18 protein-coding genes are annotated in these 20,088 nt (G+C 66.5%); 8 read left to right on the top strand and 10 right to left on the bottom strand.

What is annotated here, in order from left to right; translation table 11 throughout:
• Positions 1-206: 206 nt before the first annotated feature.
• Positions 207-878, top strand: coding sequence for a c-type cytochrome (locus ACTHJR_RS14885; protein WP_440524024.1), 672 nt, complete (start codon positions 207-209; stop codon positions 876-878).
• Between the two features lie 179 nt (positions 879-1,057).
• On the opposite strand, the gene ACTHJR_RS14880 is transcribed toward ACTHJR_RS14885, so the two are convergent.
• From ACTHJR_RS14880 to ACTHJR_RS14870, 3 genes are all read right to left on the bottom strand, one after another.
• On the bottom strand, positions 1,058-1,993 hold the full coding sequence (locus ACTHJR_RS14880; protein WP_440524023.1) for a TIGR00730 family Rossman fold protein: 936 nt from the start codon (positions 1,991-1,993) through the stop codon (positions 1,058-1,060).
• A 194-nt stretch (positions 1,994-2,187) separates the two neighbouring features.
• Positions 2,188-2,850, bottom strand: coding sequence for an extensin family protein (locus ACTHJR_RS14875; protein WP_440524022.1), 663 nt, complete (start codon positions 2,848-2,850; stop codon positions 2,188-2,190).
• Positions 2,851-2,914: 64 nt separating this feature from the next.
• Positions 2,915-3,544: a DUF4328 domain-containing protein gene (locus ACTHJR_RS14870; protein WP_440524021.1), complete on the bottom strand. Its 630-nt coding sequence runs from the start codon at positions 3,542-3,544 to the stop codon at positions 2,915-2,917.
• Between the two features lie 150 nt (positions 3,545-3,694).
• Between ACTHJR_RS14870 and ACTHJR_RS14865 the strand changes: the two genes are divergently transcribed.
• The 4 genes from ACTHJR_RS14865 to ACTHJR_RS14850 all read left to right on the top strand — a co-directional run bounded on the left by ACTHJR_RS14865 (position 3,695) and on the right by ACTHJR_RS14850 (position 9,099).
• The gene (locus ACTHJR_RS14865; protein WP_440524020.1) at positions 3,695-4,858 is read left to right on the top strand and encodes a phosphoserine transaminase; all 1,164 of its coding nucleotides are present in this window, start codon (positions 3,695-3,697) and stop codon (positions 4,856-4,858) included.
• A 106-nt stretch (positions 4,859-4,964) separates the two neighbouring features.
• Positions 4,965-6,542 (top strand): phosphoglycerate dehydrogenase, encoded by a 1,578-nt coding sequence (gene serA, locus ACTHJR_RS14860; RefSeq protein ID WP_440524019.1) that lies wholly within the window; start codon positions 4,965-4,967, stop codon positions 6,540-6,542.
• 24 nt (positions 6,543-6,566) lie between these two features.
• Positions 6,567-7,679 carry an ATP phosphoribosyltransferase regulatory subunit gene (locus ACTHJR_RS14855; RefSeq protein WP_440524018.1) on the top strand — a complete coding sequence of 371 codons (1,113 nt, stop codon included), beginning with the start codon at positions 6,567-6,569 and terminating at the stop codon, positions 7,677-7,679.
• A gap of 118 nt (positions 7,680-7,797) precedes the next feature.
• Entirely contained in the window at positions 7,798-9,099 is a 1,302-nt protein-coding gene (locus ACTHJR_RS14850; protein WP_440524017.1) for an adenylosuccinate synthase, read from the top strand.
• Positions 9,100-9,184: 85 nt separating this feature from the next.
• Here ACTHJR_RS14850 and ACTHJR_RS14845 read toward each other — a convergent pair whose 3' ends face one another.
• The 7 genes from ACTHJR_RS14845 to ku form a co-directional block, all read right to left on the bottom strand.
• On the bottom strand, positions 9,185-9,562 hold the full coding sequence (locus tag ACTHJR_RS14845) for a hypothetical protein (protein ID WP_440524016.1): 378 nt from the start codon (positions 9,560-9,562) through the stop codon (positions 9,185-9,187).
• Between the two features lie 138 nt (positions 9,563-9,700).
• Positions 9,701-10,777, bottom strand: a complete 1,077-nt coding sequence (gene aroC, locus ACTHJR_RS14840) for a chorismate synthase (protein ID WP_440524015.1) — start codon at positions 10,775-10,777, stop codon at positions 9,701-9,703.
• A gap of 111 nt (positions 10,778-10,888) precedes the next feature.
• Positions 10,889-11,692 (bottom strand): enoyl-ACP reductase FabI, encoded by an 804-nt coding sequence (gene fabI / locus ACTHJR_RS14835; protein ID WP_440524014.1) that lies wholly within the window; start codon positions 11,690-11,692, stop codon positions 10,889-10,891.
• On the bottom strand, positions 11,689-12,633 hold the full coding sequence (locus ACTHJR_RS14830) for a YihY/virulence factor BrkB family protein (protein WP_440524013.1): 945 nt from the start codon (positions 12,631-12,633) through the stop codon (positions 11,689-11,691). The genes fabI and ACTHJR_RS14830 overlap by 4 nt, the downstream gene beginning before the upstream one ends.
• Positions 12,634-12,651: 18 nt before the next feature.
• Complete coding sequence (locus ACTHJR_RS14825) at positions 12,652-13,575, bottom strand: DnaJ C-terminal domain-containing protein (protein WP_440524012.1); 924 nt, start codon at positions 13,573-13,575, stop codon at positions 12,652-12,654.
• Positions 13,576-13,822: 247 nt separating this feature from the next.
• Positions 13,823-16,330 carry a DNA ligase D gene (gene ligD, locus ACTHJR_RS14820; protein ID WP_440524011.1) on the bottom strand — a complete coding sequence of 836 codons (2,508 nt, stop codon included), beginning with the start codon at positions 16,328-16,330 and terminating at the stop codon, positions 13,823-13,825.
• A gap of 101 nt (positions 16,331-16,431) precedes the next feature.
• Complete coding sequence (gene ku / locus ACTHJR_RS14815; RefSeq protein WP_440524010.1) at positions 16,432-17,325, bottom strand: non-homologous end joining protein Ku; 894 nt, start codon at positions 17,323-17,325, stop codon at positions 16,432-16,434.
• A gap of 212 nt (positions 17,326-17,537) precedes the next feature.
• Here ku and pdxH point away from each other — a divergent pair, with 212 nt between their 5' ends.
• From pdxH to ACTHJR_RS14800, 3 genes are all read left to right on the top strand, one after another.
• Entirely contained in the window at positions 17,538-18,119 is a 582-nt protein-coding gene (gene pdxH, locus ACTHJR_RS14810; protein WP_440524009.1) for a pyridoxamine 5'-phosphate oxidase, read from the top strand.
• Positions 18,119-19,066 carry a cation diffusion facilitator family transporter gene (locus ACTHJR_RS14805; protein ID WP_440524025.1) on the top strand — a complete coding sequence of 316 codons (948 nt, stop codon included), beginning with the start codon at positions 18,119-18,121 and terminating at the stop codon, positions 19,064-19,066. The genes pdxH and ACTHJR_RS14805 overlap by 1 nt, the downstream gene beginning before the upstream one ends.
• A 76-nt stretch (positions 19,067-19,142) precedes the next feature.
• Positions 19,143-19,940 carry a PhzF family phenazine biosynthesis protein gene (locus tag ACTHJR_RS14800; protein ID WP_440524008.1) on the top strand — a complete coding sequence of 266 codons (798 nt, stop codon included), beginning with the start codon at positions 19,143-19,145 and terminating at the stop codon, positions 19,938-19,940.
• Positions 19,941-20,088 lie beyond the last annotated feature (148 nt).

Genomic DNA, 20,088 nt, shown 5'->3' with positions numbered 1-20,088 from the left:
TTGCGCCCCCGCCCGGGGGCGCGGCCGCCCCCCCCCCCCCCCCCCCCCCCCCCCCCAATACCACTACCTGTGGGGGGGGGGGGGGGGGGGCCCCGCCCCCCCCACCGCCAGCGACCGTGAGGTCGCCAAACAACACTCCACCTTGCCCCGCACAAAAGCGCTTACTAAAGGGCAGTCGTTCAATTCAGGGGCGTACGCGAAAAATCATGTCCGACAAGACCAATACGATCGCAGGCTGGACCCTCGCTGGATGCCTGGTCGCGCTGGGTGCAACGATCGCGGGCGGCATGATTTTCCATAGCGGCGAGCCCAAGAAGGAAGGCTATCCGGTCGAGGCGGTGGACGAGGGCGGCGACAGCGGCGCCGCGGCCGAAGTGCCGATCGCGTCCCTGCTGCCGACCGCCGACGCCGCGAAGGGCGCCGAAGTGTTCAAGAAGTGCGCGGCGTGCCACACGATCAACCAGGGCGGCGCCAATGGCATCGGCCCCAATCTCTACGCCACGGTCGGCGAAGCGGTCGCGACCGGCAAGGCCGGCTTCGCTTTCTCGGACGCGCTCAAGGCCAAGGGCGGCAAGTGGGATTTCGATTCGCTCAATGCCTGGTTGACCTCCCCGCGCAAATACGCCCCCGGCACCAAGATGACCTTCGCCGGCCTGTCGAACCCCAAGGATCGCGCCGACGTCATCCTGTACCTGAATTCGCAGGGTTCGAACCTGCCGCTGCCGGCCGCGCCCGCCGCCGCCCCGGCGGGCAAGGACGCCAAGGCGGCCGACGGCAACAGCGCCGCGCCGGCGGCGGGCAATGCCAGCGCCCCGGCGGCCGGCAATGCCGCCGCTCCGGCCGCGGGCAACGCCACGGCGCCGGCCGCGAAGAAGTAAACCTTCCAGAAATCGCCACAAACAATCCTCCCCGAGCTTGCTCGGGGAGGGGGGCCGCGCGCGTCAGCGCGTGGTGGAGGGGCGCGTGGCCTCGCCGCGCTAACGCGCGTCGCCCCTCCACCATTCGCTACGCGAATGGTCCCCCCTCCCCCAGACGAGCTGGGGGAGGATTTAAGTTCTCACCGCGTCGTGTCCGCCTGCGCCGCGACCTCTTCGGCGGCATGGCGCTCGGCTTCGGCCAGTCCTTCGTCGAGCGACCGCTCTTGGTAGAAGCGCTGGACGTGCTGCCAGCCCTCTTCCGCCGTCTCGCAATAGGTGAAGATGTCGAGGTCCTTGGCGCTGATCACGCCTTCCTCGACCAAAGCCTCGAAATTGACCACCCGCTGCCAGAAGTCCTTGCCGTAGAGCAGGACCGGGATCGGCTGGATCTTGCCCGTCTGGATCAGGGTCAGCAGTTCGAACAATTCGTCGAACGTGCCGTAACCGCCCGGGAAGGCCGCGAGCGCGCGCGCATGGAGCAGGAAGTGCATCTTCCTGAGCGCGAAATAGTGGAATTGCAGGCTCAGCCGCGGGGTGACGTAGGGGTTGGGCGCCTGCTCGTGCGGCAGCACGATGTTGAGCCCGATCGATTCGGCGCCGACATCCGCCGCGCCGCGATTGGCCGCTTCCATGATCGACGGCCCGCCGCCCGAGCACACGACGAAATGGCGACGCCCATCGGTGTCGGTCGGGAAGCTCGACGCCAGCCGGCCAAGCTCGCGCGCGACCTCGTAATATTTCGACTTGGCGACCAGCCGCTCGGCGACCTTGCGCGACGCCTCGTCGGTCGCCGCGTCGAGCACGCCTTGCGCCTTTTCCGGCGAGGGGATGCGTGCGGAGCCATACATCACGAAGGTCGAGGCGATCCCCGCTTCGTCGATCACCAATTCGGGCTTGAGCAATTCGAGCTGGAAGCGGACCGGGCGCAGATCCTCGCGCAGCAGGAAGTCCATGTCCTGGAAAGCGAGCCGGTAGGCCGGATCCTGGGTCTGCGGGGTGGAAAGGCCGCCCTTGGCGCGGTCGGCTTCCTGCTTGGCGCGCGGAAAAACCCGCGACGGTACTCGTGTATCAGTCATCCCAGCCACCTAGAGCAAAGTTGTGACGGAATGAAGGGGGCCTTAGGCCCTCTCCCGTTCACGGGAGAGGGCTGGGTGAGGGTCTTCTTTCTTCCAAGCAGATAGCGCGGCGAAAGAAGAAGAAAGAAGAGACCCTCACCCTTCCCACCGCCTCCGGCGGCGAGCCCTCCCTCTCCCGCGAGCGGGAGAGGAAATCACCGGCAAAAATTCTTGTGGTCGTCCTCGAGGTGCAGATGGTTCTGGTGCGCCGAATTATAGTCGGGGCTGAGCACCGTGCCGAATCGCTTGCAGGCGGACGTGTGGATGACTCCCAGGAAGCGCCGCACCTCGGGATCATCCGATCGCCAGCCATCCTGGATCGAGACGCGGCGGCCGTCGGCCAGGATGAAGGCGGAGACGTCTACCGCATTGGCCAGGGCATGGCCCGACAGCCGCTCGGTCGCGGTGCCGATCGTGTTGCGGCAGGCATAGGTGCCGAACGTCTCGACCTTGACCAATCGGCTGCCGAGAATCTGATAGGCGGCGGGCGCGACGGCATTGCGCGTCCAGCCGATGAACTCCTCGGCAAGGCCGCAGCGCATCGCCTTCAGCCCGGTGACCGGCACACCGATATCGATCAGCTGGACCGCGCCGATCACGGTGCAGCCACCGCCGTAATCGCGGTCGGGCAACGGCGAATAGCGCACCTGCTCGCGTGACAGATCGGCGAAACATTCATGTGTTGCCTTGCTGGTCGGCAGGTTGAGCGTGATCGGCGGCGCACCCATCGGCCGCGCCGGCGGCAGACGGTCGTTACCTCCTCCGCCGAACAGGCAGCCGCTGAGCAGAAAGGCGACCAGGGGAACGAGACGCTTCACGCGCACGAAGGTGCAGGAACATGGTTAACGAATCACTAACGGACGCGGGGAAACGTGCCCATCGTCAGGCAAACGTCTCGGCATAATCCGGGCCCCGTGCCTGGAGCGTATCGAAGTTGCGGATCATCCTGATCAACACGAGCGTGAGCGGCAGGTCGACCGCGAACGACACCACATCGATCCAGCTTGCGGTGAGCAGGGTGCCGGCATCGGTCGCGCCGAACGACAGCCTGGTTGAGATGTTGCCGAGGACGCTGGTCAGCAACCACAATCCCCACCACCAGCGCATCAGCACCGGCACCGCGACCGATCCGGGATCGTTCGGGCTGACGCTCGCTTGCCACGCCTCGCGCAATCCCTGGAACGGCTTCCACAAGGTCGCGATCGGAACGAAGAACCAGCCGACATTCCAGCCCGGTGTGATGGTCATCCAATCGGACATCGACTGCGCATTGGCGTTGACGCGCATGATCCAGCGCGCGACGAACACGACCGAACACAGTGTCGCGAGCAGTTGCACGATACTGACGGCCCTGACGAAAGCGTCGACGGTCGCCGGCGGCGGCCCAGCACCATTGAGCACCGCGATCACCAATGCGCTTCCGATCGTATAGGCACAGTCGGCAACGATCCACACCAGCACCGCGATGATGGCGGCGCGCCCTCGTCCGCTCGGGTCTCTGAAGTCGTACATCGCGTTTCCCCCTGCTCCTGATCGTCGATTATCCACGTCCGCTCGCCGCCGTCCACCGCAAGCACCTTGACGCAGCGCACAAAATCCTTAGGGCGGCCGACGGGCCACGCGGTCCCAACGCCGCGCGCGCTCTCTGCAAGGAGAGACTATATGACTGACTCGACGGTTGCCGACGCCCCCCGTGCGTCCATTGCGAAGCCCGATACCAAGCCGGCTCGCCCCCATTTTTCCTCCGGTCCCTGCGCCAAGCCTCCGGGCTGGGATGCGTCGAAGCTCGCGGTCGAGGTGCTCGGCCGGTCGCACCGCTCGAAGCTCGGCAAGGCGCGCCTGCAATATGCCATCGACTTGATGCGCGAGTTGCTCGGTCTGCCCGACACGCACCGGATCGGCATCGTCCCCGGGTCCGACACCGGTGCGTTCGAGATGGCGATGTGGACCATGCTGGGTGCGCGTCCGGTCACCGCGCTCGCTTGGGAAAGCTTTGGTGAAGGTTGGGTCACCGATGCGGTCAAGCAGCTCAAGATCGACCCGACCGTGGTGCGCGCCGATTACGGCCAGTTGCCCGATCTCGACCAGGTCGACTGGTCGAACGACGTGCTGTTCACCTGGAACGGCACCACCAGCGGCGTCCGCGTGCCGAACGGCGACTGGATTCCGGCCGACCGCGAGGGCCTGAGCTTCGCCGACGCGACCAGCGCGGTGTTCGCCTATGACTTGCCTTGGGACAAGATCGATGTCGCGACTTTCTCGTGGCAGAAGGTGCTCGGCGGCGAAGGCGGCCATGGCGTGTTGATCCTCGGCCCGCGCGCGGTCGAGCGGCTGACCGCCTACACGCCGGCCTGGCCGCTCCCCAAGGTGTTCCGCCTGGTCTCGAAAGGCGCGCTCGCCGAGGGCGTGTTCAAGGGCGAGACGATCAACACGCCGTCGATGCTGGCGGTCGAGGATGCGATCTTCGCGCTCGAATGGGCGAAGTCGGTCGGCGGTGGCGGGGGCCTGATCGCACGCTGCGATGCCAATGCAGAGGCGCTCAATAAGATCGTCGCCGAGCGCGACTGGCTCGGCCATCTCGCGCTGGACGAGGCGTCGCGGTCCAGGACCAGCGTCTGCCTGACCGTCGAGGGCGCCGACGAGGCGCTGATCAAGGCGATGGCGAGTGCGCTCGAGAAGGAAGGCGCCGCGTTCGACGTTGCCGGCTATCGCGATGCGCCGGCGGGGCTGCGCATCTGGTGCGGCGCGACCGTCGACACCGCCGATATCGAGGCGCTCGGGCCGTGGCTCGACTGGGCCTACGCCACCGCGAAAGCTTCCAACTAATATCCCGTCATCCCAGCGAAAGCTGGGATCTCGTGCCACAGGCGAAGCGCTTGCCGCCCGAGATCCTGACTTTCGTCAGGATGACGTTTGCAGAAAGGCAAACGTCATGCCCAAGGTACTGATCAGCGACAAAATGGACCCCAAGGCCGCCCAGATCTTCCGCGAACGCGGGGTCGAGGTGGACGAGATCACCGGCAAGACGCCGGAGGAACTCAAGGCAATCATCGGCGAGTACGACGGTCTCGCCATCCGCAGTTCGACCAAGGTGACCAAGGACATCCTCGACCACGCGACCAACCTCAAGGTGGTCGGCCGCGCCGGGATCGGCGTCGACAATGTCGACATCCCCGCCGCCAGCGCCAAGGGCGTGGTGGTGATGAACACCCCGTTCGGCAATTCGATCACCACCGCCGAGCACGCCATCGCGCTGATGTTCGCGCTCGCCCGCCAGCTGCCCGAGGCCGATCTGTCGACCCAGGCCGGCAAGTGGGAGAAGAACCGCTTCATGGGCGTCGAGCTGACCTCGAAGACGCTCGGCCTGATCGGGGCGGGCAATATCGGCTCGATCGTCGCCGACCGTGCGCATGGCCTGCGCATGAAGGTGGTCGCGTTCGACCCGTTCCTCTCGCCCGAACGCGCGGTCGAGCTTGGCGTGGAAAAGGTCGATCTCGACGAATTGCTGGCGCGCGCCGATTTCATCACGCTCCACACGCCGCTGACCGACCAGACGCGCAACATCCTGAGCCGCGACAATCTGCTGCGCACCAAGAAGGGCGTGCGGATCATCAATTGCGCGCGCGGCGGCCTGATCGACGAAGCGGCACTCAAGGAACTGCTCGATTCAGGTCATGTCGCGGGCGCCGCGCTCGACGTGTTCGTGACCGAGCCGGCCAAGGACAGTCCGCTCTTCGGCACGCCCAATTTCATCTCGACCCCGCACCTCGGTGCCTCGACTACCGAAGCGCAGGTCAATGTCGCGATCCAGGTCGCCGAGCAGATGGCCGATTATCTCGTCTCGGGCGGCGTCACCAATGCGCTCAACATGCCGTCGCTGTCGGCCGAGGAAGCGCCGCGGCTCAAGCCGTACATGGCGCTGGCGGAAAAGCTCGGCTCGCTGGTCGGCCAGCTGACCCACGGCCCGATCGGCCGCATCTCTATCCACGCCGAGGGCGCCGCCGCCGAGCTCAACCAGAAGCCGATCGTCTCGGCAGTGCTGGCCGGGTTCCTGCGCACCCAGACCGACACCGTGAACATGGTCAACGCGCCGCTGCTCGCCAAGGAGCGCGGGATGGAAGTGCGCGAGGTGCGTACCGAGCGCGAGGCCGATTACCACACCTTGCTGCGCGTCTCGGTCAAGACCGATTCGGGCGAGCGGTCGGTCGCCGGCACCCTGTTCGGCGATCAGGCCCCGCGCCTGGTCGAATTGTTCGGCATCAAGGTCGAGGCCGACCTCGCCGGTCACATGCTCTACGTGGTCAACGAGGACGCGCCGGGCTTCATCGGCCGGATCGGCACGATGCTCGGCGAAGCCGGCGTCAACATCGGCACCTTCCACCTCGGCCGCCGCTCGGCGGGCGGCGAAGCGGTGCTGCTGCTGTCGGTCGACGATGCGGTCGACGCCGATCTGATCGCCCGCGTCCGCGAATTGGCGGGCGTGAAGACCGTGATGGGGCTGTCGTTCTGAGCAAGGCACGCTAAGGGGGCGGACGTGACTCACGCTCTGCTCCCTTCCGGCTTTCACGATCGTCTGCCGCCCGACGCCGATGCGGCGGCGCGGTTGGAGCGGCGTGTGCTCGATGCCGCGCATGCGCATGGCTATGAGCGGGTCGACCCGCCGCTCGCCGAATTCGAGGATGCGCTGGCGCATCGGCTGAAATCGGCGCGCGCCCAGGACGCGGTGCGCTTCGTCGATCCGATCAGCCAGCGCACGCTCGCGATCCGGCCCGACATCACCGCGCAGGTCGGGCGCATCGCCGCGACACGGATGGGACATCACCCGCGGCCGGTGCGGCTGAGCTATGCCGGCTCGGTGCTGCGGCTGCGCGCGTCAGAGCTGTCGCCCGAGCGCGAGCGGCGCCAGGCCGGCTGCGAGCTGATCGGGCTCGATACGATCGCGGCGGCGCAGGAGATCGTCACCGTCGCGGTCGAGGCGCTCGAGGCGGCCGGGGTCTCCGGCATCTCGATCGACTTCACCTTGCCCGATCTGCTGGCGACGCTTGCCGCCGGGCCGCTGCCGCTGGGCGAGGTGTCGCTCGACGAATTGGCCGACCGGCTCGACGCCAAGGATGCCGGCGCGGTCGCGGCGCTGGCCCCCGCTTATCTGCCGATGATCGAGGCCGCCGGGCCGTTCGAGCCGGCGCATGATCGCCTCTGCCGGTTCGATGTCGGCGGCGCGCTGCGCTCGCGGCTCGATGGGCTGTGGAAAGTCGCCGAGAGCGTGAAGGACCGCGTCGCGCTGACGCTCGACCCGACCGAGCGGCACGGCTTCGAATATCAGACCTGGCTCGGCTTCTCGCTGTTCGCCGGCGGCGCGCGCGGCGAGATCGGGCGCGGCGGCAGCTACACGATCGTGCACGAGGACGGCAGCGAGGAGACCGCGATCGGCTTCACGCTGTATATCGACGCGATCGTCGCGGCAGGCCTGGCGCATGACGAGCGGCGCCGGCTGTTCGTACCGCTCGGAACCGATCCGGCGCTGGCCGCGAAGCTGCGCGGCGAAGGCTGGGTGACGGTGGCGGCGCTGGAGGCGGGCGATACGCCCGAGGCGCAGCTCTGCACGCATATTTTGACCGATGGTGAGGTTCACGACCTGGCCAGATAACCCAACCGTCACCCCGGCCTCGTGCCGGGGTCCAATGCGCCTCGGGCGATATTGCCCGTTGAGGGTTGGATGCCGGAACAAGTCCGGCATGACGAACTTAGAGTGAAGGAACAAAGCCGTGGCCAACGTAGCCGTGATCGGCGCCCAATGGGGTGACGAAGGCAAGGGCAAGATCGTCGACTGGCTGTCGGAACGCGCCGACGTCGTCGTCCGCTTCCAGGGCGGGCACAATGCGGGGCACACGCTCGTCATCGACGGTAAAACCTACAAGCTCGCGCTGCTTCCCTCGGGCGTCGTCCGGGGCACGCTGAGCGTCATTGGCAATGGTGTCGTGTTCGATCCCTGGCATTTCCGCGACGAAGTGACCCGGATCGCCGAGCAGGGCGTCACGGTCACGCCCGACCTGCTCCAGGTTGCCGAGACCACGCCGCTGATCCTGCCGCTCCACCGCGATCTCGACGCGCTGCGCGAAGACGCGCTCGACGCCGGCAATTCAGGACAGAAGATCGGCACCACGCGCCGCGGCATCGGCCCGGCTTATGAGGACAAGGTCGGCCGCCGCGCGATCCGCATCTGCGACCTCGCGCATCTCGACCAGCTCGGCCCGCAGATCGACCGCCTCTGCGCGCATCACGATGCGCTGCTCGCGGGGTTCGGCAAACCGCCGGTCGACCGCGAGGTGTTGCTGGCCGACCTCAAGGAGATCGCCGATTTCGTGCTGCCCTATGCCAAGCCGGTCTGGGTGACGCTCAACGCGGCGCGCGAAAGCGGCAAGCGCATCCTGTTCGAAGGCGCGCAGGGCGTGCTGCTCGACGTCGATCACGGCACCTATCCGTTCGTGACCTCGTCGAACACGGTGGCGGGGACGGCGTCGTCGGGGTCTGGCCTGGGGCCGAGCCGGGTCGGCTTCGTGCTGGGGATCGTCAAGGCCTACACGACGCGCGTCGGCTCGGGTCCCTTTCCGACCGAGCAGGATAACGAGATCGGCGAATATCTCGGCACGCGCGGGCGCGAGTTCGGCGTGAACACCGGGCGCAAGCGGCGCTGCGGCTGGTTCGACGCGGTCTTGGTGCGCCAGTCGGCGGCGGTCAGCGGCATCACCGGGATCGCGCTGACCAAGCTCGACATCCTCGACGGGCTCGACGAAATCAAGATATGCACCGGCTATCGGCTGGGCGACAAGACGTTCGACTATCTGCCCCCGCACCCGCTCGATCAGGCGGCGGTCGAGCCGATCTACGAAACCGTCCCCGGCTGGTCGGAATCGACCGCGGGCGCGCGCAGCTGGGCCGAGCTACCGGCGGCGGCGATCAAATATATCCGCCGCATCGAGGAACTGATCCGCTGCCCGGTGGCGCTGGTCTCGACCAGCCCCGAGCGTGCCGACACCATCCTGGTGCGCGATCCCTTCGCGGACTGACCGGTCCGGCGTAGCTGCCGCATAGGAAGCGGGCCCGCCCTTGCTGCCGGTGCGCGGAAAGCGCCGGCGGCAAGAGCGAGCCCAGTTAGCCCCAACAAACCCGCGCTTCTACAAGCGCGAGCCAGTCGCATGGGGGTGGGCCGGGGCTATCGCCTGACTTCTTCTTGCCCTTCTTTTTCTTGCCCGTGTCGGTCGTGGCGGTGGCATCGGGCGTGGCGGTCGCGTCGGGCGCGGTCGCATCCGGCGCCGGCGCCGTGCTGGAAGCGGCCGTGTCGGGCATGGCCGGAGTTGCAGGCGTCGCCGGAGTCGCCGGGGTGGCGGGAACCGTCGGCGTGCCCATCGTTCCCGGCGTGGCCGGGGTAGCGGGCGTGGCGGGTGTCGCCGGGGTCGCCGGCGTGGTCTGGGCGGACGCGACACCCGAGACGCCGAGGATCAGGGCGCCTGCAAGCGTGACAAACTTCATTCAATCTCTCCCGTCCTGAATGGACAGGTAAGGAAAAGGCGGGCTCTCGAAAAAGCTCCGGACGCCGGGGTCGTTACGTCCACGGAATCGAACGACTGGGCGGCGATTGAGCCTCAATCGGGACTAAATGACGCGAAATCAGCCGTTTTGGGCGCGGTGCAATAGCTTTTGATCCGCCAGCACCAGCGCAACCATCGCCTCCACGACCGGCACGCCGCGAATGCCGACGCAGGGGTCATGTCGTCCCTTGGTGCGGATCTCGGCAGCCTCGCCGTCTCGCGTGATCGTCTCGACCGGAGTCAGGATCGAACTGGTCGGCTTGAACGCCACGCGCACGCGAACCGGCTGGCCGGTGGAGATGCCTCCCGCGATCCCGCCCGCATGGTTGGACAGGAAATGCGGGCCACCCGATTCGTTGCTGCCAGGACGCATGGCGTCGGCATTCTGTTCCCCGGTCAGCGCCGCCGCCGCAAAGCCGTCACCGATCTCGACGCCCTTGACCGCGTTGATTCCCATACAGGCATGGGCGAGCTCGGCATCGAGCTTGGCGTAGAGCGGCGCGCCCCAGCCCGGCGGCACGCCGGTCGCCTCGCAGGCGATGACGGCGCCGAGCGACGAGCCCGCCTTGCGCGCGTCGTCGACCAGTTTCTCCCAGCGCGCGGCCGCGGCCGCATCGGGGCAGAAGAACGGATTGTTGGCGACCTCGCCCGCGTCGAACCGGTCGTAATCGATCGCATCCCCGCCGATCGCCTCGACCCAGGCGAGGATCGACACTTCCGGGATCACCAGCCGCGCGACCGCGCCGGCCGCGACCCGGCTCGCGGTCTCGCGCGCCGACGACCGCCCGCCGCCGCGATAGTCGCGAAAGCCGTATTTGGCATCATAGGCGTAATCGGCATGGCCAGGCCGATAGGCGAGCGCAACTTCGGAATAATCCTTGGAGCGCTGGTCGACATTCTCGATCATCAGGCTGATCGGCGTGCCGGTCGTGCGCCCTTCGAACACGCCCGACAGGATGCGCACCTGGTCCGGCTCCTGCCGCTGCGTGGTGAAGCGCGACTGGCCCGGGCGGCGGCGATCGAGGAAGGGCTGGATGTCGTCCTCGCTCAGCGCCAGCCCCGGCGGGCACCCATCGACCATTGCGCCGATCGCCGGCCCGTGGCTCTCCCCCCAGGTCGAGAAGCGGAAGACGTGCCCGAAGGAATTGTAGCTCAACCGAAAACCCTTTTCCTCCGGGACGAGGGTTTGGAAAAGGGAGTTCTTGACAGGAGCGTCCCCGACTGCCCCTCTCCCCGCCCCTCTCCCCGGAGGGGAGAGGGAGATTGATCATGCCAACGCGATGTCCGGCGCGTCCTCGGCCTTCATGCCGACGACGTGATAGCCGGCGTCGACGTGATGCGTCTCGCCGGTCACGCCCGAGGACAGGTCGCTGAGGAAATAGAGCGCCGAGCCGCCGACATCCTCGATCGTGACGTTGCGCTTGAGCGGCGAATTCAGTTCGTTCCACTTGAGGATCAGGCGGAAGTCGCCGATCCCGCTCGCCGCCAAGGTCTTGATCGGGCCGGCCGAGATCGCGTTGACGCGGATATTGTCGCGGCCGAGGTCGACCGCGAGATATTGGACGCTGGTCTCCAGCGCCGACTTGGCGAGGCCCATCACGTTGTAATGCGGCACCACCTTCTCTGCCCCGTAATAGCTGAGCGTCAGCAGCGAGCCGCCGTTCGGCATCATCGCCGCCGCGCGCTGCGCCACCGCCGTGAACGAATCGACGCTGATGTTCATCGTCATCAGGAAATTCTCGAGCGTGGTGTCGGCATAGCGGCCGCGCAGCTCGTTCTTGTCGGAGAAGCCGATCGCGTGGACGACGAAATCGATCGTCGGCCAGCGCGCCTTGAGCGTAGCGAACGCGGTATCGAGCGCCGCCATGTCGCTGACGTCGCAATCGATCAGGAAGTCCGAGCCGAGTTCGGCGGCGAGCGGCCGCACGCGCTTCTCGAGCGCTTCCCCCTGATAGCTGAACGCCATCTCGGCCCCCGCCTCGGCCAGCTTCTTGGCGATACCCCAGGCCAGCGAGCGGTCGTTGGCGAGGCCCATGATGAGCCCGCGCTTGCCCTGCATCAGTCCGGTCATCCCGCTTCAAACTCCATTTCCGTCGTCGAGCCTTCCCTTACGTCCTTCAACGGCGTTTCGGCTAGTGCCGCGTTGAGGTGCGCGCCGATCGAAATGCCCAAACCGACGATCCAGAAGAACAGCAAGGTGACGATCACCCCCGCCAGGCTGCCGTAGGTCAGGTCGTAATTGCTGAGATTGGCGAGGAACACGGGCAATAACGCGGTGGCGCTGATCCACCACAAGGCGGTGAACGCCGCGCCCGGCCAGCGCGGGCAACCCTTCTTGCGATACTTGCCGGGCGTCACCGACATGAACAGCATATAGAGCGCGAAATACAGGATGAAGCACGGGATGATCCGCGACCAGCCGACCCATTGGCCGAGTTCGGCCGCCCAGGGGATCAGGTGATAGATGAATTGTTCGGTCGCGGTCAGTACGCCCTGGATCAGAAAGGCCAGCAGGGCGAGCACGACCGACCCGACGATCACCGCCATCGAGCCCAATCGATAATGCCAGAACGGCTTGTCGAACGTCACGCCATAGGCCCGGCGGAAGATGTCGCGGATGGTTTCGACGAAGCTGCCGACCGACCATAAGGCGACCAGTCCGCCGAGGATGAGCAAAGGGCCGGTCCGCGCGGCGAGCACGTCGCGGATCGGCTTGCGCAATAGGTCGGCAACGCTGAACGGCAGGGTCGACAGGAACGAATCGACCGCACGCATCGCGTCCGCGCTCTGCCCGAAGATCGATGCGATCGCCGCCGCCAGGATGAAGAACGGAAAGACCGTCAGCAGTGCCAGATAGGCGATGTTGCCGGCATACATGAAGCCGTTGGCGAAGACGCCGACGAACACGCGCTTGGTGATGATCCAGCCACGGACCGGAAGCGGCTTGCCTTCCCGCTCACGATAGCCCCGCAGCGCGCGGGCTTCGGGCGAGAGAGGAGAAAGGTGCGACATCCGGTAGTGAAACCGCCGTCAGACGCCCAGGTTTCCGCGCGGATTGCGATCCTTGTCCTTCCAGCCCTGGACGAACTCGACCAGGGCATCGTCATCGACCGGCAGGTCGACCATCAGCGTCACCAATTGGTCGCCGCGGCCGCCGCCTTTCTTGTGGAAGCCCTTGCCCTTGAGCCGCAGCGTCTTGCCCGAGCTCGACCCCTTGGGCACCGTCAGCATGACGGCGCCGTCGGCGGTCGGCACGCGCACGCTCGCGCCCAGCACCGCCTCGGAAAGGCTGACCGGCAGGTCGAGCCGGATATCGTCACCGTCGCGGGTGAAGAAGCGATGCGGCTGGATCTCGATCGTGACGATCGCGTCGCCATTGCCACCGGGTCCCGGCTGGCCCTTGCCCGACAGGCGCATCTGCGTCCCGCTTTCGACCCCGGCGGGAAGCTTGAGGTCGATCGTCTTGCCGTCGGCGAGCGTGATGCGCTGCGGCTCCAGCGTCGCGGCGTCCGCGAAGGGCACGGTCAGGCGATAGGCGACATTGGCGCCCTTGGGCTGCGGCCGCCGGCCGAAGCCGCCCGAAAAGCCGCCCGCGCCGCCGCGCGCGCGGCCCCCGAACAATCCTTCGAACAGATCGCTGAAATCGCCCGCTTGCTCGCCGCCGAAATCGGGCCGGAACCCGCCCTGAGGGCCGCCGCTCGCGCCACCGAAGCCGAACGGTGCCGCGGGATTGCCGTCGCCGTCGATCTCGCCGCGGTCGAAGCGCGCGCGCTTGTCCTTGTCGCTCAGCAGGTCATAGGCCGACGTCACCTGGCTGAACTTCTCCGCCGCCTTGGGATTGTCCTTGTTGCGGTCGGGATGAAGCTCCTTGGCGAGCTTGCGATACGCCTTCTTGATGTCCGCTTCTGTCGCGGTGCGGGACACGCCCAGCAGGGAATAAGGATCGGATGCCATTTCGGCCCGCTATTTGGGGGATGTGCGCGGGAAGCGCAACGCGGTGTGTGGTTCGTCCCGCCCCGTCCCTGACGGGAGTAGCAGAAGGACTTCGTTCTCACCCGTCATGCCAGGCTTGTCCCGGCATCCGCCGTGCCTCTTGGTCATCACTTCAAGCCTCTCGTCCATGACTCGCGGCGCGGCGGACCGCGGCACAGGGCCGGGGCGACGATGGGGATTGGCTGCCCGCTGAAGGCCGCACGTCAGATCAAAGGTCCGGCAACACCTGCCGCGCGATCCCCCATCCCGCCAGATCCTTCGACGACGCGCGCTCGAGCAACTCGGCCTGGTCTCCGACATGCCATTTCGCCGGCGTGTCGATGTCTTCCAGCTCGGCCCAGGTCACCGGCACCGCGACCGGCGCCTTGGCGCGGGCGCGGGCGGTGTAGGGCATCACCGCGGTCGCGCCGCGCTGGTTCCGGAGCCAGTCGAGGAAGATCTTCCCCTTGCGCTTGGCCTTGGACATGGTCGCGGTGAAGCGGTCGGGCTCGGCCTGGGCCAGCGCGACGCAGAAACGGTCCGCGAAATCCTTGACCACGGGCCAGTCGGCCTCGGGCGTCAGCGGCACCACGACATGCACGCCCTTCCCCCCAGACAGCATCGCGAAGGTGGTCAGCCCGATCTCGGCGAGGTGTCGCTTGAGGTCGGCCGCCGCCTTCTTGACCTCCTCGAACCCGAGCCCCTCGTCGGGATCGAGGTCGAACACCATGCGGTCGGGCTTTTCGACATCGGCGACCGACGATCCCCAGCCGTGGAATTCGATCGTGCCCATCTGGACGCATTGCAGCAGTCCGTCGGCGTCATCGACATAGAGATAGGGTTCGACCGAGCCGTCCTTCTCCTTGATCTTCACATGCTTGACGTGATCGCCGAACGAACCGGCATCGTGCTTCTGGAAGAAGCAATGCTTGCCACGGCCCTGCGGGCAGCGGACCAGGCTGATCGGCCGATCGGCGATCCATTGCAGCGCGACCGGCGCCATCGCTTCGTAGAAATCGGCGAGGTCGCCCTTGGTCACGGTCGAGTCCGGGAAGATCAGCCGGTCGGGATGCGTGATCTTGATGCTCGACGCCTTGGGCTTGGGCGCGGGCTTGGCTTTTTCCTCGACCACCTCTTCGGCCTCCTTGTCGCCGCGCAACCCGAGGAAGCTCGGATGGCGCAGCACCTTGTCGGGGGTAACTTCGGTGAAGGCGATCTCCGCGACAAGCTTGGGCGTCACCCAATGCGCGCCGCGGGTCGCCGCGCGCGGCGCCTCGACCGTCGGCGTCTTGCGCGCGAGGCGGTCGAGCTTGGCGCGCAGCTCGTTCATCGTGTCGACCGTGAAGCCCGTGCCGACCTTGCCCGAATAGCGCAATTCGCCATTCTCATGAACGCCGAGCAGCAATGCGCGGAAGCCGCGCGACTTGTCGCTCTCGGTCCAGCCGACGATGACGAATTCCTGGCGCTTGATGCATTTGACCTTGAGCCAGGCCTGGGTGCGGCGGCCGACATAGGGCGCGTCGGCGCGCTTGCAGACGATCCCCTCATAGCCTTCGCGGCACATCGTCTCGAACAATTTCTCGCCTTCGCCGACGATGTGCTCGGCATATTGGAGGTGCGGGTCCGCGCCGTCGAGCAACGGGCGTAACTGCTCCTTGCGCTGCACCTGCGGCAGCTTGGCGAGGTTCTCGCCATCCAGTTCGAGCAGGTCGAACGCGAACAGGGTCATCTCGCCAGCGTTCGAGATCGCGTCCTTGAGCGTCGAGAAATCGGGCTTGCCCTGCTTGAACGCGACGATCTCGCCGTCGATCAGCGCCGAGCCGACCGGCAATTGCGCGGCCGCCTCGGCGATGCCCGCGAACTTGTCGGTCCAATCGAGCCCGTTGCGGGTGTAAACCTTGGCCTTGCCGCCCGCGATCGCGATGAGCGCGCGGTAGCCGTCATATTTGACCTCGTGGATCCAGCCGGTCCCAGTCGGGACGCTGTCGACCAGGGTGCAGAGTTGCGGTTCGCGGAATTTCGGCATCTTGGCGTCGCCCCGGCGGAGGCCGGAGCCGCCGGGTTGCGCGGGCCTTTCCGAGCCACGCGCCGGCCCCGGCCTCCGCCGGGGCGACGTGCTGGCCGCGCGCAACGCCTTCCAGCTCGCCAGTTCCTTGGCCTTCTTGCCTTTGGCGATCTCCGCCATCGAACGGCCGGTCTTCACGCTGGTCACGGCGTTCTCGACGAGATCGTCCGAGCCGCCGGCATAATCGTCCTCGAGCTTCCTCAGCAGCCAGTTGGTGTTGCGCTCCTTCCCCCGCGGCTTGAGCCGGATCAGCAGCCACTCGCCCTTCATCCGCTCGCCGTGCAGGATGAAATGGAGGTGCCCCTTCTCCAGATCCTTGGCCGACTTGCCCGGGATCGGCTCCCACCAGCCGTCGTCCCACAGCATCACCGTGCCGCCCCCATACTCGCCCTCAGGAATCGTTCCCTCGAAATCGGCATAGCTGATCGGATGGTCCTCGGTCTGGACCGCGAGACGTTTGTCGTCGGGATTGAGACTCGGGCCGCGCGTTACCGCCCAGCTCTTCATCACGCCGTCGACCTCGAGCCGCAGATCCCAGTGCAGCCGTGTCGCGTCGTGCTTCTGCACCATGAAACGGTGACCGGTATCGCCGGTCCGCTCGCCCTTCGGCTCCGCAGTCTTAGAGAAGTCGCGCTTGGCATTGTATTTGGCGAGGGGGTCGCGGTCAGCCATGCTCACCCCCCGTCGCCCCGGCGCAGGCCGGCGCCGCAGGCGGCGCTGTTCCGGCAAGAGCCGCCAGCGATCCCGGCCTCCGCCGGGATGACGGACAGGGCTCAAGCACGCTTCTTCGCCGGCGCCGCGCGCGCCGGGCTCTTCTTGTGGCCGGTCTTCTTGGTGGTGGTGACGCTTTCCTTCTGCGCCGGCCGCGCGCTCGGCTTCTCCAGCGACTTCTTCAGCGCCGCCATCAGGTCGACGACGTTCGAGCCCGACCGGCCAGTGCCCTCGTCATCCTTGTCCTCGATGATCTTGCGGCGCGACTTCTGCTTGGCCTTGCGAGCGATCAGGTCCTTGAGCGCATCGACATAATGGTCGTGGAACTTGGACGGGTCGAAGTTGGAGGATTTCTTGTCGATCAGCGTCGTCGCAAGGTCGAGCAGATCCTCGTCGGGCTCGCTGTCGGGAATGTCGCGGAAATAGCCCTGTGCGCGATTGACTTCCCCCGCATAGCGCAAGGTCTCGAGCACCATTCCGCGCCCGCATGGTTTCAGGCTGACGACATATTCGCGCCCGCGCATCGCCAGTTGACCGATCCCAACCTTTTTCGAGCGCCTGAGCGCCTCGCGCAGCACGATGAACGCTTCCTCGGCGAGATCGTCGGCGGGCACCACGAAATAGGGGCGCTCGTAATAGAGGACGTCGATCTCGCTGACGTCGACGAACTGGGTGAGTTCGAGCGTCTTCTTCGACTCAAGCTTGACCGCGTCGATCTCGTCCTGGTCGAGCAGGACGTACTCGCCCTTCTCGTACTCGAAGCCCTTGACGATCTCGTCGGGATCGACCTCGCCGATGCCGGGTACGGTCTTTTCGTATTTGATCCGCTTGCCCGACGGCTCGTGGATCTGGTGGAACGCCACTTGCGCGCCCGATTTGGTCGCGGTGTAGATCTCCACCGGGATCGAGACGAGCGCCAGCCTGATCTGTCCCTGCCAATAGGCACGCGCAGCCATGAAACACCTCCGTTGCGAAGCCGATTCAATTCGCGGGGACGGGAGTCGTTCCCATTCCTCCACGCTCGCGGGGAGGGGGACCAAGACGCGCAGCGGCTTGGTGGAGGGGGTAGGCCTCATCGGCTGTCGCCTGCGGCCCGCCCCCTCCACCACGCGCTGACGCGCGCGGTCCCCCCTCCCCGTCCCGGGGAGGATCGATTAAGGGGGCTTCCATGACCACCGACCCCTTCACCCTGTTCGACACCTGGTTCGCCGAGGCGCGCGAGAGAGAGCCCAACGATTCGAACGCGATGGCGCTCGCCACCGCCGATGCCGATGGGCGCCCGTCGGTGCGGATGGTGCTGCTCAAGGGGCATGGCCGCGACGGCTTCGTGTTCTATACCAACCGCTACAGCCGCAAGGCGCACGAGATGGCGGCCAATCCGCATGCCGCCTTGCTGTTCCACTGGAAGTCTTTGCGCCGCCAGATCCGGATCGAAGGCAGCCTCGCCCAAGCGAGCGACGCCGAATCCGACGCTTATTTCGCCAGCCGAGCCCGTGACTCGCAGCTCGGCGCCTGGGCGTCCGACCAGTCGCGCCCGCTCGACAGCCGCGCGACGTTCGAATCGCGATTCGACGAAGTCAAAGCGCGGTTCGAAGGCGGCGACGTGCCGCGCCCGCCGCATTGGGGTGGGTATCGCCTGACGCCGACCCATATCGAATTCTGGCAGGACCGCGCGCATCGCCTGCACGAGCGCCGCGTGTTCGACCTTGCCAGCGACGGACGCTGGGTCGAAGGATTGCTCTACCCATGATGACCGAAAGCGAACGTCGCCGCATCATTCCCTTCGCGATCCGTGCCGCGCTCGCCAGCGTGGCGATGGCGTTGTTCCTGCTCGGGCTGAAGGGGTATGCCGCTTACACCACCGGGTCGGTGGCGATGCTCGGCAGCCTGGCCGATACCGGGCTAGACCTGCTCGCCAGCCTGGTCACGCTGTACGGCGTCAAGGTCGCGGCCGAGCCGGCCGATCACGATCACCGTTTCGGCCATGGCAAGGCGGAAGCACTCGCCGCTCTGTTCCAGGTCGCGCTGATCACCCTGTCGGCCGCCGGCATCGCCTGGCGCGCGATCCTCAAGCTCGGCGACAAGGCGCAGACCGCCGACGCAGAATTCGGCATCGGCGTGTCGATCGTCGCGATTCTCGCGACCTTCGCCTTGCTCGCCTATCAACGGTCGATCATCCGCAAGACCGGCTCGGTCGCGATCATGGCGGACAAGGTCCATTATCAATCCGACCTGTTCCTCAACCTGTCGGTGATCGTCGCGTTGCTGCTCGATCAATTCGCCGGGCTACAGGGAGCGGACCCGGTCTTCGGCATCCTGATCGCATTATGGCTCGCCTGGGGCGCGTTCCAGGCGTCGTCGGTGGCGATCGATCAGTTGATGGACAAGGAATGGCCCGAAGACTTGCGCAAGCAATTCATCGAGGTCGCCGCGCGCCAGGAAGGCCTCAAGGGCATTCACGATTTCCGCACGCGGCGATCGGGCAGCCACGAATTCGCGCAATTCCACATGGAGGTCGGGCGCGACCTGACCGTCCAGCAATCGCACGAGATCGTCGAGCGGGTCGAGAATGCGCTGCACAAGGCCTTTCCCAAGGTCGAAGTGCTGATCCATGTCGATCCCGAAGGCCATGTCGACACCGACAATCCGCTGGTCGAGGCGGACGTGACGCCGCACTGGTTCGGCAAACGCATCTAGAGCACCGCGCGGAAAAGTGGGCGCCGGTTTTCCGCAAAAGCGGTGCGACCACAAATTTAGAGCTGAGGAGACGGCAATGAGGCTACCGATCGCGCAGATCGACGCATTCGCGCGCCAGGCGTTCGAAGGCAATCCGGCGGCGGTGATGCCGCTGGCCGGCTGGCTGGCGGACGACATTCTCCAGAAGATCGCGGCCGAGAACAATCTGTCTGAGACCGCTTTCCTGGTCGCGTCGGACGACGAGGGGGTGGATTTCGACCTGCGCTGGTTCACGCCCGCCGTCGAGGTGGTGATGTGCGGCCATGCCACGCTGGCGAGCGGGCATTTCGTATTGTCGTCCGACCCCGATCGCGAGCGCGTCCGCTTCCGCACGCGCAAGGCCGGCATGCTCGAGGTCGCGCGCGCCGGCGGCAGCTACGAACTGGCGCTGCCGGCCTGGGTCCCGGCGCCCAAGCAGATGCCGGAGATCGTCGCCGGGCTCGGTGTGGAGCGCGCGGTCGAGACCTTGTGGCACGAGCATCGCTATGCCCTGGTGGTGCTGGAGAATGCGGAGCAGGTTCGCGCGCTGAAACCCGATTTTCGCGCCCTGGCAGCGGGCGGCGACCTGCTGACCATCGCTACGGCGCCGGGTGACGACACCGACATCATCAGCAGAGCCTTCGCCCCCGGCGGTGGAATCGACGAGGATCCGGTGACCGGATCGGCGCATGCGGTGGCGGTGCCGTACTGGGCGAAACGGCTGGGGCGGGACAAGTTCACGGCCTTCCAGGCGAGCGCACGGGGCGGATATCTGGACTGCCGGCTGGAGGGCGACCGGGTGATCCTGGGCGGGACCTGCGTGACAGTGCTGGAAGGGACGTTTCTGTTGGACTGACCCAAAATCCTCCCCGGAACGGGGAGGGGGACCAAGACGCGCAGCGGCTTGGTGGAGGGGGCCTGCCACAAATGCGCAATGGGCCGCGAGTTTGCCGAAGGAGGGGCCCCTGAACCACCGCCTTTGGCAGCGGCCCCCTCCCCGAGCA

The sequence above is a fragment of the Sphingomonas sp. genome (genome assembly GCF_051962185.1).
Taxonomy (GTDB): Bacteria; Pseudomonadota; Alphaproteobacteria; order Sphingomonadales; family Sphingomonadaceae; genus Sphingomonas.
Note: the sequence above shows the minus strand (reverse complement) of the source record. Positions and strands in the feature narration are given on the sequence as shown.

Coding starts and splice junctions, on each gene's coding strand:
- ACTHJR_RS14885 (WP_440524024.1), top strand. CDS start 207: ATGTCCGACAAGACCAATACGATCGCAGGCTGGACCCTCGCTGGATGC.
- ACTHJR_RS14880 (WP_440524023.1), bottom strand. CDS start 1,993: ATGACTGATACACGAGTACCGTCGCGGGTTTTTCCGCGCGCCAAGCAG.
- ACTHJR_RS14870 (WP_440524021.1), bottom strand. CDS start 3,544: ATGTACGACTTCAGAGACCCGAGCGGACGAGGGCGCGCCGCCATCATC.
- ACTHJR_RS14865 (WP_440524020.1), top strand. CDS start 3,695: ATGACTGACTCGACGGTTGCCGACGCCCCCCGTGCGTCCATTGCGAAG.
- serA (WP_440524019.1), top strand. CDS start 4,965: ATGCCCAAGGTACTGATCAGCGACAAAATGGACCCCAAGGCCGCCCAG.
- ACTHJR_RS14845 (WP_440524016.1), bottom strand. CDS start 9,562: ATGAAGTTTGTCACGCTTGCAGGCGCCCTGATCCTCGGCGTCTCGGGT.
- fabI (WP_440524014.1), bottom strand. CDS start 11,692: ATGACCGGACTGATGCAGGGCAAGCGCGGGCTCATCATGGGCCTCGCC.
- ACTHJR_RS14830 (WP_440524013.1), bottom strand. CDS start 12,633: ATGTCGCACCTTTCTCCTCTCTCGCCCGAAGCCCGCGCGCTGCGGGGC.
- ACTHJR_RS14825 (WP_440524012.1), bottom strand. CDS start 13,575: ATGGCATCCGATCCTTATTCCCTGCTGGGCGTGTCCCGCACCGCGACA.
- ligD (WP_440524011.1), bottom strand. CDS start 16,330: ATGGCTGACCGCGACCCCCTCGCCAAATACAATGCCAAGCGCGACTTC.
- ku (WP_440524010.1), bottom strand. CDS start 17,325: ATGGCTGCGCGTGCCTATTGGCAGGGACAGATCAGGCTGGCGCTCGTC.
- pdxH (WP_440524009.1), top strand. CDS start 17,538: ATGACCACCGACCCCTTCACCCTGTTCGACACCTGGTTCGCCGAGGCG.
- ACTHJR_RS14805 (WP_440524025.1), top strand. CDS start 18,119: ATGACCGAAAGCGAACGTCGCCGCATCATTCCCTTCGCGATCCGTGCC.
- ACTHJR_RS14800 (WP_440524008.1), top strand. CDS start 19,143: ATGAGGCTACCGATCGCGCAGATCGACGCATTCGCGCGCCAGGCGTTC.